The sequence below is a fragment of the Stenotrophomonas sp. Ste96 genome, assembly GCF_024519495.1.
GTDB classification, from domain to species: Bacteria; Pseudomonadota; Gammaproteobacteria; order Xanthomonadales; family Xanthomonadaceae; genus Stenotrophomonas; species Stenotrophomonas bentonitica_A.
Genome location: NZ_JALJRX010000001.1, coordinates 362,204 through 375,199, shown reverse-complemented (window position 1 = coordinate 375,199; position 12,996 = coordinate 362,204). Strand labels below are relative to the sequence as shown.

Below are 12,996 nucleotides of genomic sequence, written 5' to 3'. Positions count from 1 at the left end.
CTCCGGGACTACCGCACTCCTGACGGCGTTCGCACCAACCGTTCAATGATCACCGTGCCGCCGCGTCTAAAAGACACAATCCAAGAGCTCCTGGAAGACCCTGGTGAGCCTTGGACCACCGGCCTGATAGCCCTCGCGGAATATGGTGCGAAAGTGCTCAGGAGCGAGCGTATGGTCTTGAAGGTCACTCGTGCTCGATCAGGGGATGAGGCAGGTGACTAGCTCAACGGAAGAGCAGTTCCTCGAGGCTGCTAGGACGGGTGACATGGTCAAAATGCGTGCGTTGCTGGTCCAGGTTGACCCCAAGGCTCAGCACTCGAAAGCCCTGGCAGTGGCGGCAATGAATGTTCGACTCCACGCCGCCCTGGTTCTCTATCCGTTGTCTGAGGCCGAAGCCATTGAGCACTGGTGCCATCTACGGCAAGGCACAGACCCTGAGTTGATCCTTCGAATGGTCGAGTGGGCAAGGGCAGGGAGAGTGGGGCCAGGTAGCCCGAGCGAATACAGCAGGGCCATGGCAATCGCTGCGGAGGAGGAGCACGAGGGCTTGATGGGACTTCTCTATCTCCACTGCTGCCCTGGGGAAGCTGTGAGCTATTGCCAGGAGAGAGCTTGGTTTGCGGCATCCAGGCGGCTAGAAGCCTACTTCTTAGACCGGGCGACACCAGTTCCAAATGCGCGTGCTGTTGGCCGGAGGTTGTGAGGACAGTCTTTGCTCTCCTGGTTATTTGTTGAAGTTTTTATATTAATGGGTATTGACAAAAGAGCGGCTGGCCTTTTACTGGGGGAAAGGAGATCGCTATGACTAATGAAGAAAAATTAATTCAAGCAGCAATTTATGGGCGCTTAGAAATCTTTAAAGGACTAATATCAATATCAGATCCTGAGGCGTATGAGTCTCAAGCTCTACGAAGTGCTGCGAGGAGTGGGTGCAAAGAGATTGTAGAAATTCTAATCCCGCTTTCGGATCCGCAGGCAAGAGACTCGGAGGCAATAAGATGCGCTGCACGTGCAGGCCATAAAGAAATTGTTGAAATGCTGATCCCATTTTCGGATCCGAAAGCACGAAAATCAAAGGCGCTAAGAGATGCCGCATGTGAGGGGCATAAGGAGATTGTTGAAATGCTGATCCCGTTTTCGGATCCGAAAGCAAGAAAATCAGTGGCACTGAGAGATGCTGCATATGTAGGTCATAAAGAAATTGTTGAAATGCTCATCCCGTTTTCGGATCCGAAAGCAAGAGAATCAGAGGCGCTGAGAGATGCCGCGCGTTTTGGCCATAAAGAAATTGTTGAAATGCTCATCCTCGTTTCAGACCCTAAGGCGAATGATTCGGAGGCGCTGGGCGTCGCTGCAGTCAGAGGACACGCAGAGATCGTTGAGATGCTCATCCCGAAATCTGATCCGAAAGCAGGAAAGTCACGGGCGCTGAGAGATGCCGCAGGTGAAGGCCATAAAGAAATCGTTGAAATGCTGATCCTCGTTTCAGACCCTAAGGCGAATGATTCGGAGGCGCTGGGCGTCGCTGCAGTCAGAGGACACGCAGAGATCGTTGAGATGCTCATCCCGAAATCTGATCCGAAAGCAGGAAAGTCACGGGCGCTGAGAGATGCCGCAGGTGAAGGCCATAAAGAAATCGTTGAAATGCTGATCCTCGTTTCAGACCCTAAGGCGAATGATTCGGAGGCGCTGGGCGTCGCTGCAGTCAGAGGACACGCAAAGATCGTTGAGATGCTCATTCCCGTATCAGATCCAAAGGAGGTAAGCCCGTATTTGTTGCATATTGCCGCAGGCAAAGGCCATAAGGAAATTGTTGAATTGCTAATTCCGTTCTCGGATCCTATGGCAGAACATTCCCGGGCGTTACGACATGCTGCATTTAACGGGCATAAAGAAATTGTTGAGTTGTTAATTCCCGTGTCTGATGTGGAAGCTGCTTGCGAACAGCTTGATGAATCAGAAATATCACTTGTAAAGGCTATGGAGGCGGATTTCAGGATGAAAGAGCTTCAAGCATCCACTGTCCAAATCCCACAGAGCTTTAAAGGATGCGTCGATCAAGCTAGGTCTGACAGCTTGGGCACGGCGACAGTTCAAAGAGCCCAGGCCCGAAGACTCTGATGAGCCTGCCTATAACGAATGACCGCCTGCTGATTGAAGCCGTGGCAGAAGGGCGAGCTGACGAAGTTCAAAGGCTCTTGCTGGTAGCAGACGCTAGAACGGGAAATTCCGCAGCGCTTCGTTGCGCTGTGGCCACCCAAAGAAGTGAAATCATAAATTTGCTCTTGCCGCATTCGGATGCCAAAGCAGACAACTCTTACGTGCTGCGACATGCCGTAGAAATAGGTCGCAAAGATTTGGTTGAAATGCTTATTCCATACGCTGACCCCAAGGCTCTGAATTCGCAAGCTCTGCGCTATGCGGCTGAACATGGAGACGTCGACATGGTCGAGCTGCTATTGCCAGTCTCGGACCCCTTGGCAGATCACTGCTGTGCATTGCAGGCTGCTGCGGAAAAAGGGCATAGCAGAGTCGTCGACATGCTTCTTCCTTTCTCAGATCTCAAAGATCGCTCACGAGCATTAGGCTGGGCTGCTTTTTTCGGGCATAACGAGATCGTTGAAATGCTTCTTCCTATCTCAGATCCCATGGCAGATCGTTCAAGGGCCTTGCTGTATGCGGCAGAAAAGGGACACAAAGAGATCGTTGAAATGCTCCTTCCTGTCTCAGATTTCAAAGCAAATGGTTCAATGGCACTGATGTGTGCGTCAGAAAATGGACACAATGAAATCGTTGAAATGCTCATCCCTGTCTCTGACCCTGAGTCAATTCGCTATGCTCTATGGGATGCCTCGAAATTAGGATATCTGAAAATAGCTGAAATTCTAATTCCTGTCTCGGATCCTAAGTCTCATAACTCGCAAGCATTGGGTTGGGCTGCTTTCGGGGGGCATCAAGAAATTATCGAGTTGCTTATTCCTGTATCTGATGTAGACGCCGCTTGTGAGAGCCTTGATGAAACGGAATTGGCGATGGTAAGAGGTGTCGAAGCGAAGATAAAGATGAGAGAGCTTCAAGCATCCACTGCCAAAATCCCTCAGAGCCTCAATGAATGCGTTGATCACGCTAAGTCAGACAGCCAGGGAACGGTGGCAACTCAAAGAGCCAAAGCTCGAAGACTGTGACGCCCCAACTTAAACATCCAAAGGCCCCCCAGCAGGGGCTTTTTTTATGGCCCAATTCTGTCCGTTGCGCCCACGCTTAATGGGCTGGCTACAATTGAGGCAAGCCCCAGCCCGCCCAGTTTAGGGTGCTAATTTGACCTTAAAGGCTTGACAAAAGTTTGATCTGCCTTTTGCTTGAGTCATCCACTCAAATTAAGGAGATCACATGAAAATCAACGCAATTCAAAGGCTCATCTGCAAGGCTCGTGAGGCCGGAGTTATTTCGATCAAAGAGGGAGTCTTTCTTTCAACGGGAAAAGGCATCAAGGAGAAATTGCTTGTCTGGGATGAGGCAGCGTCTACAAATGTCGTAGACGAAGAGCTTTGGATCTACACAGAAAAAGGGCTGTTTATGCCATTGGGTCAAAGGCCAGAGCGCGAGCTCAATTGCTATGTATAAGGAAATGCCGCCGAAAGGCGGCTTTTTTACAGCTGCGTGTATTGACAAAAATGAGATCTGCCTTTTACTTAAATTATCAAAGGAGATCAATCATGAACACTCAAATTAAGCTCAAAGACATCACGACCGCCGAACAGCTGAGAGGGCATATCGGCAAAGACGGTTTGGGACTTCCCAAGCTTTCGATGGGGATCTATTGGAAGCGCTTTAAAGGACTGATGACGACCAACAGGACTAGTGACGAACAAGTTGAGACCCGTGTCGAGTTCTGCTGCTTCGATGGCACCAAATCAGTCCGCCGATTCGTCTAATCCAGGAGACCTTATGAACGCTTATATCTCAGATGTCCAAGTTTGCCTTGCTGCTAAAGAGAGCTTTGGTCTTTGCTCTCCAACTGAATTCCTTCATCAATTAACGGGGTATGCTCAGTCTGATTTTGATCATGCTTTTGACAGAGCGGCACGCAAAGGCCTAGTCAACGTTTACGGACGAGACACGGTTCTGATTTCGGGCAAGGGCTCTTTGTTCTTGCAGAGTCAAGCCATCGAGGATCATAAATGGCGTGCTGTTGAACGAGTCAAGCAACAGCTGGTAGAGAGAGAGGAACGCCGGCGCTGGGAAGTCCAGCAGCTCATCAAATCAAAGATGGAGTTTGCTCGAGAGCTTCGAGCGGCTTGACCTGGATCATGGGCCGTTGGCCCACCGCGCCTTGGGTGCTTCGCACGCGATCATTGATCGCCCCGGGCGGGCCCGAGTCGCTTGCTCACGAACCAGGGCTCTTCCGCTCAATGGCATCCCATCGATCTGCTGCCGCACGGTAGATGAAGCCTAAGGCAGGAAACGTCAGCAGCACCGCTGCTCCGGCCGCAATGAAGGTTTTCAAAGGTTGGATGTCGCCCTCTTCGTCAGTCCAGCCCCAGTCGTCCGGCATCCAGAAGAGTGCGCTCTGTGTGCCTCCATACAACATGATCGCAAGTCCCACCCACGCGAGGCCAAAGTAGATCCACTTTAGGGGTGACATGCCCGATTGGACGTGGGCGCGGCGAACGAACGCCTCAGGCTCGAAGTGAGCACTGCAAACGTAGTGGATCAAGGCAACAAGCGAAGCAGTGCTGATAGCACCCGCGATCATTGTAATGACAGACATCTGCCCTCCTGGGCGGACTGAATTAGGTGCGTAGATCACTCATTGCATGTGCAGCAGTCTACCGCCGTGAGCGCTCGTTGCGCTGCCACCTATGGCGAGCGAATTCTTGCGAATAAAGGGTAAAAACCATTGCTAAAGAATAGTTTTGCGCTTTAATGAGGTTGTTCAAATAATTGGGAGATCTCATGTTTTTATATCACTGCACTGACAACGAAAATCTTTGCAAAATTCCATTAGATGATTTTACGAGGGACAATGTCATTCGTGGACTGTGCTTTTCTGATAACGCTCTAGATCACTTTAGTGACGTAACGTATCGAATAGAGCTTAAAGATGAGGGGAATATGCTCACTACCGATATGCTTCACAACCTGGATGTATCACCAACCAATTCTATTGACTACATGTCTGACAGGCATGGAAACCCGTTAATTATTAGGGGGGAAGATATTAGATCTGCTTTCGAAAAAGCCTGCCTTGAATTCGATTACGATAAAGAACAGTGGGAGAACCTGTGGGCATGCGCGATTGAGTTTGACGACTGTAGTGGCAACGATGAGCTTATTGAATATGCCAATGGAGAAGATCCAGCCTGGGATTTGCAGAGCATACGCGGCCGAACCGCCTATCATCTTGGTCTGGCCGGAGCTGTGATTTCAGATGAGAACGGAACTTCATACATCATCTCAGATAGCAGCCTTCGGCTTGATCGAGTCGAATACGATGACGAGAACATGGAGGATCAGTGGCGTGTCGTGGAAAGGTGCTCACATACTAAAGGCGCTGATGAGTCTACGTTGACCCAAAAAGAGTTCCAGACAAACTCAGTGGAAATTCCCCCGAGCTTCAAGGAATGCGTTGCAAGCCAGCATAGTCTTGGTCCGGCATCTGTAACGCGAGTCACCAGTTCCCGTCGTCTTTGAGCTAGCACACGGTGCATCGGCCGAGTGTCAGATTTTTCTGACACCCCTAGTCTTCACGTAGCGCTTACAATGCGGTTGTCGTCAAGGGAACAGGGGAAGTTCGTGCGCTCTACCATTTCACCGGCCGTCCTGGCCGCACTATGCGTCTTTTTTGTAGGTTGTCAGCAGGACGCGGCTTCAACAAGCTCCGGTCACGGGGCAAACAGCAAGCCTCCGATTGTCATTACAGAGGAGCCCTGGGTAGGCAAAGCCTTCGATGGTGAGACGGTTCGTTTGAATCCTCCCATCCGGTTCTACCAGGAAATCATCCGGGCGCGCAACCAGGTGGCAAAAGGCGAGTTCGAAACCACCGCGGACTATGAGAAGCGGAAAGCGGAGCTATCTCTACCTGTTGGCATTGATGCCGGCAAAGTCTATCTCTTCGAATTCACGACGAAGGTCAAATATGATGCTGATCAAGGGTCGTATACAGCGGATCCCAGCTTTTGCACGGACTACGATTTCACCGCCTTGAAGAACACATTGGCTTGCCGCCTGGCTAGTGTCGAGGGTGCGCCGCTAGTCAACAGGCGGGAGGTCTACGGACAGACCCAACTGTTTGAGAAGAAGACAGACACCGAGTATTCGGTGCTCATGTCCCCACAAGATGTTCGTAAGATCGCTAAGCGTTCCTCCCAATACGCAAGCTATGCGTTGCCCTCGAAGTGTCCAGTGGCCGTAGAGGAAGCTAAAAATTACGGCCCGATTGCCATGGCTTACGGTGTGACCTTTGAGCGACCTGACTTCGTCAAGGGAGACACCATGCATCTGCACACCTATCCGGAATATAAGAACGAATGGGACGTAGAAAAGATAGGCGTTTTTGGCAAGATGACATCACTGGTCTGCTACACCAACGACGAGCACAAGCGTGTGGTCTATCGGCAGGTGCTCTAGATGCCACAGTCTAAAATTCGCAGGCGAACGCGGTTCGTGCACGGGCTAGCTCTTCTGTTCTTGGGGCCTCTCGCGTCTTGGCTCGCCTTCGGGCTACTTGTGGAGTTCCAGGAGTCGCCAAGTTCGGTGAGCACGATTCCGTCAACTTGGGGCTACTACCTCGGGATCACGGCGATCCCGATGATCTTCGGGTTGATTCTTGTCGCGTTTGTGCGCCCAGCATATGGATGGCTGATCTATGCGCTCGGCGCTGCATTTATGCTCTACGGACAGGCTGCATTATCGGCCATGCCAACCCCTTACTGACCGGACCAAGTCATGCTGAAAGAGTTCCCCAAGCCGTTGGCTGCCACCATTGGTGATGTCGTTGGCTCCTACTACTATAGTCACCGACGCTTGGAGACGATGCTTTATGAAGCAGGCGCTTCTGGCGATGTTCCTGAGGGAAATTGCGTTGATAAGGTTCAAAATTGGCTTGTGAGAGAAGGGAAGGAGGATGTCTCTAAGGCCTTCACGATCCTTGGCAAGCTCATTGAAACGCTGATGGATGGTGAGGTCTCGACCTGGGACCCCGACAAAGAGCTCACTGCTCGCAAGCGAATCAACGAAATTCTTGCTCGCTATCAACTGTCCTATGGATTTGGCGGCCGCATTCTGGGCGCTCACTCTGTCACAGCTCCAAGCAAGGCGTTCGGCGATGCTTTGAAGGACTTCTCGGTCGCAGAGGTGGAGGAAGAGTTTGAGCGAGCGGTGAGATTCATTGACAGTGATCCGGCTGCTGCCGTCACGGCAGCATGCGCCATTGTCGAAGCTCTCTGTAAGCACTACATCGCCACTGAGCGCCTGGATCTACCCACGAGTCAGACAGTGAAGCCCCTGTGGGTTGTCGTTGCTAAGCACTTGAAGCTGTCGCCTGAGCAGCTGGAAGACGATGACTTGAAGCGTGTGCTGTCGGGGCTAAGCTCCATCATTGATGGCCTCGGTGCTTATCGAACGCATGCGGGCAGTGCCCACGGCCAGCACAAACGCGCCTACAAGGTCGCTCCAAGGCACGCACGTCTTGTTGTCCACTCAGCTCATTCTTTGTGCCTGTTTGTGGTGGAAACTTGGCAGGCCCGGGAAGCCCTGGCCAAGGGGAGATAGGGACATGATCGAACCAGACCGAAAAGCAGTATTAGCGGCGTTGCCGGAGCTCAGCTCAGTCATCCTAAGCCCCAGTTTTGCAGTGCTGACGACAGATCACGAGTGCTGGACATGCGTGGCAGCGACATCGGTCAGCGCTCTTTGGGTGCCAAGCTTCGTTGAGCGCTTTGATGACGACGAAGAGCTGTCCGTCGCAGACGCAGCCGTTCTCAGATTTGTGGAGTCGATCAACCTTCCAGCCGCGCAGCACATCTCAGCAGCTGCGCCCTGGATGCTTATGGCGACGACGAAGGGATCGGGCACGCGCTATCTGGTCAACCGTTGCCAAGCGTGTGGTGCTATCCAGGGCGACTTCCACCTCTTCGGAGTGGATGGTCCGTTCGGGTTGGTCACATTGGAAAAGCAGGGGACAGAGCACATCAATGTTCGCTATGTCGATTGCCCGATTGAAGCAGTTGCCGGGATTGCCCAAGCAACTTGGATTGATCAAATCTCTGCGAGAAATTTGCAGCCACAGTAGTTTTTCAGCCTTCCAGCTGAGCTGATAGCCTCGCTTTTGCGGGGCTTTTTTATGCTCGGCGGCGGATGCTGAACAAGCATTTATGGAAAGGGACGCCTTTCACGTGGACCAAAACCTCCAATGAAAATACAGTTCTCATCGAAGTCTGGCATGGCGTCAGATAAGTGGAGAGCTTAATGAGCTACATCAATTTGAGTGAACTTGATTCAACCGGCAGGAATAACATTCTGATGGACGTGGAGCTTGCACACGTGGTCCAGAATTATTCTTATGGAGACGATATTCAGTTGGAGTATTCGCAGGTTTTCATCATTGTCAGTATGAAAGCTCTTGAGCAGCTTCGATGCACATCGGATGAGAGTGCGGACCTTTCATTTTCCTTCTATACCCAAATTGGGACTGCACTTGTGAAAATCAATGTGACGGTAGTTGATAACGATGCTTTTGGGGAGTCGATGACCATGACTATCGAGTTGGAGGAGGTCATGTATGTTGAGTAATTCGACCGCTGCTCTGCAAGGGGGAACTAAAGATTACTTTTACTATGAAAAAAGGGGTGAAGCATGAATGATTTGCTCCCGGGGCTTGATTTTTCCGGCTACATCCAAGACAGGGCCGAGATCTGCAACAGGATTAGGAGAGGCTTTGATGAAATTGAAGATGCGATAAAAATGGCCAGGGATGGCAAGCTTTTTGATCGTCCATTGCACGAAGGCGAGCGATATTTCAAGCGCGCTGAGAGCGCACTGATCGACACGGTTGATCGATCAGCATGGCGCTACTTCATGGAACAAAGTGGACTTTGGACGTTTCTTAATGATGCAAGGCGCGATAAATGGACGCGAGGGTTGGGTGGGTATGATCCAGTTCCTGAGTTCAGTTCAGATAATGTAGAGGCTACTTTTCGCCAATACTATGAATCAAGAGCGGAAATGCGAGACGAAGGATTAAGGGATATTTATTTGGAGCTTAGTCGTGATCATAAGTGCAATGACCATCACTATCTCGCGGAAAAGTGCATTGTTAAGTTGTCTGACTGGACTGGTGGCTTTGATCAATCAAGTGTCAATGTTATCGATGACTTGGCAAGAGTCATGTGCTCACTTGATGGGAAGCCGGAGTTCGATCATCGAATCACTACATTCAGGATGCTTAATCTGAATTGCTGGGAGGACGCGCCTTGGAATGATTATTTCTCATTGAAGATCTTCAAAAACAAGAACGGACATATCAAGTTTAAGCGGCTGGATCTATTGGAAAGGTTGAATAGTGAGATTGGGAGGGTCTTCTCCAATGCACTGCCTTCCGAAATCAAGTCTTAAGGTCGTGAAGTGATGCCAGCCGAGCCTCCAAGACGGCGAAAGCGCCGTCTTGGAGAGCATCCTTGAGCCGCTTTTGGTGATGGAGGGCGAGCCGCTGGCTGCGGTTTCGCTCCACCCGCGCGGCACTGTTCCGACGCTTCCGCAGTGCGTCAGGCTTGTTAGATAGCACCCGTCTTGCGTCAGGGCAGCGGGCGAGCTCACCGAAATTACTGGGATGATCAGGCCTCAAGCGGGATCTGAGTGTAGCGACTGAACGCACATGGTCCGGCCAGAAGTCTTGCCACTCGCTACCAGGAGCCAGTGCGCCTTTGCCTGGGACTCGCACTGGCACCATCAAGGCGTTGAGCTCGATCAGTGACCAAATCAAGGTTAGGAAGCTCCCAGGATCTACCTGGTAGACGCTCACATCATCGTCCATCATCGCCGCGCTGGCACCTTGAAACTTGATCAGCACCTTGGCGACACCCAAGCTCTGAGCGTCACCTGAGCGCGCCCCGAAGCCGATCAGGGCCAGGTCAGAAGAGTGGTGTGCGAAGACACGAAAGCGCGGCTCAGCCCAACGCTTGGTCAGGTGCTTCAACACTGTGTTCTTCATTGAATTTCGGGTGTGGGGCGTCCAGTGATTGGCAGAGCGCGCCAGCAACTCCAGACGGCGCTGCACCAGGTCTGTTGGGGAAAAGCCCATGGCGCGTCCGTGTGGTGGAAGGCGTGGGGCAGCGGTTGGGCTGCAGAACGCATCGCCCATGCTGAGCAAATCTGAAGTGCTGCGTCTTCGATTGCAGCGCTCACAGCACAGAAAGCAGTTCGAGAAGTCATCCGGGCCGCCGTGCTCAATGGGAACGATCTGAGCAACGACGATAGATGATTGCTGGGAGAAGTCACACGCGCAGATCGGGCAAGAGGTCTGCATTGATTTCAACTGCTCACGAAGCTTTGCCGGCAGATGGAACGATTGGCGAGCCGATCGTTCAGAGATGGCTTGGCTGAAATTCGCAATCGGATCATCAAGCGAACTTTGCTTCGCTTCGTTCACTTGCTCAATCCCAATACCGTCTGCTGTCTCCATAAAGCTGTCATCTCCCGTGCTTGCTTGATCTCATTTCAGTGAAGCAGAAATTGAGATCGGCGCAAGAGTCAGCATCGAAAAGAAAGACCAGGAGCGAAAAGAAAAAGCAGAAGCGTCGGCTAGCGGAACGGCAGAGGCATCGTCATTTTCACAAGTCTAGATCATACACATGACGCACCTTGGGGTGTTCCGCGCTGACCCCCGCGCGCCCTGTGTAGAGCCTCTGAGAGCTTTTCAGCGCAAGGATTAAAAGAAGCCCCCGGTGAGGGGCTTTTTTAACGCCTTCGATTCACCGCAGCATCTTTCGCTAAATAATTTTAAGCAGACCCCTTGCCAATTCACGGAATCGCCTTACGGTCAATTTATGCCAAACGGAGAATTTATGAAGCTGATCAAAAGAAATGTATTACTTGAGAGCGATCAATTGAGATCACTCAGCGCAATGGCAATTCGGAAAAGAACAAGCGTCAATGAGTTGGTGCGACTAGCTGTCGATGGATTGTTGAACGATCAACTGTTCAACGAGCTCCATGAAAAAACAATGCAAGAGCTTAGGAATTTTGCTGACCGCGAGGAAAAGCGACTGACAGAAGTTCGTAGAGAACTTCTTTCAGATCTAAGTGCAGGAGTCCAGGCAATGAACGAGGCATCCGAGCGGCACATCGAACGAAGCACTGATCTGACTAAGGCCTTTGTTCGCAATCTTTCAGATGCATTGAACGGTGAGCCGATCCAAGAAAAAGCGATGCCGGCAGTGAGATCGAGCCGAGAAATATTGAATGGGATGCAGAGTCAAGGCGTCACCAAAACTAACAACAACCCTAACTAACGAAGGAGATACAAATGAACAAACTAAAATTAACGATGATCGCAATGCTTGCTTCCTCGCTCGCTGGATGCGCCACCATTGACCAACTTGCCGGTGGAAGCGCATCTCCGGTTAGCAAAGGCACAGTCGCGAAAGGTGCAGGAATTGGCTGTGCAGCGGGTGGTGCGCTCGGGGCCATCTTCGCAGGCAAAGACGGTGCGCTGCGAGGCTGTGCGGCAGGCGGATTAATCGGTGGAGGCTTTGCTTACAAGCAAGAGCTCGCACGAGCCAGAGAAGCCGCAGATGCCGCTCGCTTGGCGGGAATGAAAGCCACTGTGGACGTGAAGACCGAGACCACTGCCGATGGGAAGGCCACGGAAAAGTTCCAAGGCCTAGTGGTTGAGTATGACCCTGCATCTGTGGTCAAGCCGGACGAAAAGACCAAAGCTTTCTTCGACAAGCTCGGCACGATCTTGAAGTCTTCAAAGAATGAGCTGACTGTTAGAACGGAGGGTGGGGCGGGGTGCTTGGCAGTCGTCGGTGAACTCAATGGGCGAGCAGCTTTGGCAAAACACAAACTCGACAATCAATGCGGAAATGTTCCAACCCACCGCATCTTAGTCTCCCCGCTGCCGGAGCTGAAATAAGTGGAGCCCTTCGGGGCTCTTCTTATCTCAAAAGGAGATCAAGATGAGTATTAGTGACTACGAACGAAGAAAACTATTGGAAAAAGCTGCAAAGCTTAAATCTGAAAAAGAAGGTGGATCATCTTTTCCAAGTCCTCTTAACAAGCAGCAAGTTAAAGATCGGAAGCTGGATCAGCGCCTGGAACAGACACAGGTCGCAGCCAAAGCGACTGCACAAGCCACGAGCAAATTTGCCAAAGAGCTTGCGGCCAAGACTGCCAAGCTTGCCCAGGAACAAGCGCAGCGTGCCAAAGCAAAGGCAGATGCTTGGAGGCAAGCACAGGATGCGAAGCGAACAGAGCACGAAGAGGTTAAGCGGATCCAGGATGCTGATCTTGGTCGGGAAGAGCAAAACCCGATCATTGAAAGCTCACGTGATGCCATCCCTAAATCGCAATCGAAGCCCACCGTCAAAGTTCTGGTTTCCGTAGCGATCTTGACGTCTCTTGCAGTAGCTGGCGCATGGCTCTGGGCTCAACACGACAGCAAAGAGGCTACTGAGAAGCACCAGGTCACAACGACGCCACAGCTAACAACCTCAGCACCTCAGGTCCAGGAAGCGCCCAAAGCTCCTGAGCCCGTCCAGGCCATAGAGCCTGTTCAAGAAGTGTCTGTAACGCCCATTGTCGAGGAACAGCCAAAGTCGGTTGAACCCAATCCCCAGAAGGTAGAACGATCACCTGCACCCAACGCGTTTGTTCGCGCACCCAAAGAGCGATCAGCGATGCGACAACATATTGAACAACCCAAGGCAAAGCGGAGTGATTGGGTAGACAAAGCAAACAATGATCTCGATCACTTCGCAGAGCAATTAAAGTAGA

17 protein-coding genes are annotated in these 12,996 nt (G+C 51.5%); 15 read left to right on the top strand and 2 right to left on the bottom strand.

Features of this window, described 5'->3' with window-relative positions; all coding sequences use genetic code 11:
• The first annotated feature begins 801 nt into the window (after positions 1–801).
• The 5 genes from OC373_RS01735 to OC373_RS01715 all read left to right on the top strand — a co-directional run bounded on the left by OC373_RS01735 (position 802) and on the right by OC373_RS01715 (position 4,302).
• Entirely contained in the window at positions 802–2,121 is a 1,320-nt protein-coding gene (locus OC373_RS01735) for an ankyrin repeat domain-containing protein (protein ID WP_261996902.1), read from the top strand.
• Positions 2,121–3,185, top strand: coding sequence for an ankyrin repeat domain-containing protein (locus OC373_RS01730; RefSeq protein ID WP_261996901.1), 1,065 nt, complete (start codon positions 2,121–2,123; stop codon positions 3,183–3,185). Before OC373_RS01735 ends, OC373_RS01730 begins: the two co-directional genes overlap by 1 nt.
• Positions 3,186–3,390: 205 nt before the next feature.
• Positions 3,391–3,624, top strand: coding sequence for a hypothetical protein (locus OC373_RS01725; protein WP_261996900.1), 234 nt, complete (start codon positions 3,391–3,393; stop codon positions 3,622–3,624).
• Between the two features lie 92 nt (positions 3,625–3,716).
• Positions 3,717–3,935 carry a hypothetical protein gene (locus OC373_RS01720; protein ID WP_261996899.1) on the top strand — a complete coding sequence of 73 codons (219 nt, stop codon included), beginning with the start codon at positions 3,717–3,719 and terminating at the stop codon, positions 3,933–3,935.
• 13 nt (positions 3,936–3,948) lie between these two features.
• The gene (locus tag OC373_RS01715) at positions 3,949–4,302 is read left to right on the top strand and encodes a hypothetical protein (protein ID WP_261996898.1); all 354 of its coding nucleotides are present in this window, start codon (positions 3,949–3,951) and stop codon (positions 4,300–4,302) included.
• An 85-nt stretch (positions 4,303–4,387) separates the two neighbouring features.
• On the opposite strand, the gene OC373_RS01710 is transcribed toward OC373_RS01715, so the two are convergent.
• Positions 4,388–4,771 (bottom strand): hypothetical protein, encoded by a 384-nt coding sequence (locus tag OC373_RS01710; RefSeq protein WP_062167835.1) that lies wholly within the window; start codon positions 4,769–4,771, stop codon positions 4,388–4,390.
• A gap of 185 nt (positions 4,772–4,956) precedes the next feature.
• On the opposite strand from OC373_RS01710, the gene OC373_RS01705 reads away from it, so the two are divergent.
• The 7 genes from OC373_RS01705 to OC373_RS01675 all read left to right on the top strand — a co-directional run bounded on the left by OC373_RS01705 (position 4,957) and on the right by OC373_RS01675 (position 9,615).
• The gene (locus OC373_RS01705) at positions 4,957–5,694 is read left to right on the top strand and encodes a hypothetical protein (protein WP_261996897.1); all 738 of its coding nucleotides are present in this window, start codon (positions 4,957–4,959) and stop codon (positions 5,692–5,694) included.
• 102 nt (positions 5,695–5,796) lie between these two features.
• Positions 5,797–6,630, top strand: coding sequence for a hypothetical protein (locus tag OC373_RS01700; RefSeq protein ID WP_261996896.1), 834 nt, complete (start codon positions 5,797–5,799; stop codon positions 6,628–6,630).
• Between the two features lie 126 nt (positions 6,631–6,756).
• Positions 6,757–6,936, top strand: coding sequence for a hypothetical protein (locus tag OC373_RS01695; RefSeq protein WP_154329517.1), 180 nt, complete (start codon positions 6,757–6,759; stop codon positions 6,934–6,936).
• A gap of 12 nt (positions 6,937–6,948) precedes the next feature.
• A complete protein-coding gene (locus OC373_RS01690; RefSeq protein WP_062167826.1) occupies positions 6,949–7,773 on the top strand; it encodes an abortive infection family protein in 825 nt (274 codons plus the stop codon).
• 4 nt (positions 7,774–7,777) lie between these two features.
• A complete protein-coding gene (locus OC373_RS01685; RefSeq protein WP_062167824.1) occupies positions 7,778–8,293 on the top strand; it encodes a hypothetical protein in 516 nt (171 codons plus the stop codon).
• A 176-nt stretch (positions 8,294–8,469) separates the two neighbouring features.
• On the top strand, positions 8,470–8,793 hold the full coding sequence (locus OC373_RS01680; protein WP_164085007.1) for a hypothetical protein: 324 nt from the start codon (positions 8,470–8,472) through the stop codon (positions 8,791–8,793).
• A 63-nt stretch (positions 8,794–8,856) separates the two neighbouring features.
• Complete coding sequence (locus OC373_RS01675; RefSeq protein WP_164085008.1) at positions 8,857–9,615, top strand: DUF4942 domain-containing protein; 759 nt, start codon at positions 8,857–8,859, stop codon at positions 9,613–9,615.
• Here OC373_RS01675 and OC373_RS01670 read toward each other — a convergent pair.
• The gene (locus OC373_RS01670) at positions 9,605–10,648 is read right to left on the bottom strand and encodes an HNH endonuclease signature motif containing protein (RefSeq protein WP_261996895.1); all 1,044 of its coding nucleotides are present in this window, start codon (positions 10,646–10,648) and stop codon (positions 9,605–9,607) included. The two genes, OC373_RS01675 and OC373_RS01670, sit on opposite strands and share 11 nt — an antisense overlap.
• Positions 10,649–11,063: 415 nt before the next feature.
• Here OC373_RS01670 and OC373_RS01665 point away from each other — a divergent pair, with 415 nt between their 5' ends.
• Genes OC373_RS01665 through OC373_RS01655 form a run of 3 tightly spaced genes read left to right on the top strand, consistent with a single transcriptional unit; the run spans position 11,064 to position 12,995 of the window.
• Entirely contained in the window at positions 11,064–11,510 is a 447-nt protein-coding gene (locus OC373_RS01665) for a hypothetical protein (protein ID WP_261996894.1), read from the top strand.
• 14 nt (positions 11,511–11,524) lie between these two features.
• Positions 11,525–12,136, top strand: coding sequence for a hypothetical protein (locus OC373_RS01660; protein WP_261996893.1), 612 nt, complete (start codon positions 11,525–11,527; stop codon positions 12,134–12,136).
• A 43-nt stretch (positions 12,137–12,179) separates the two neighbouring features.
• Positions 12,180–12,995, top strand: a complete 816-nt coding sequence (locus OC373_RS01655) for a hypothetical protein (protein ID WP_261996892.1) — start codon at positions 12,180–12,182, stop codon at positions 12,993–12,995.
• Position 12,996 lies beyond the last annotated feature (1 nt).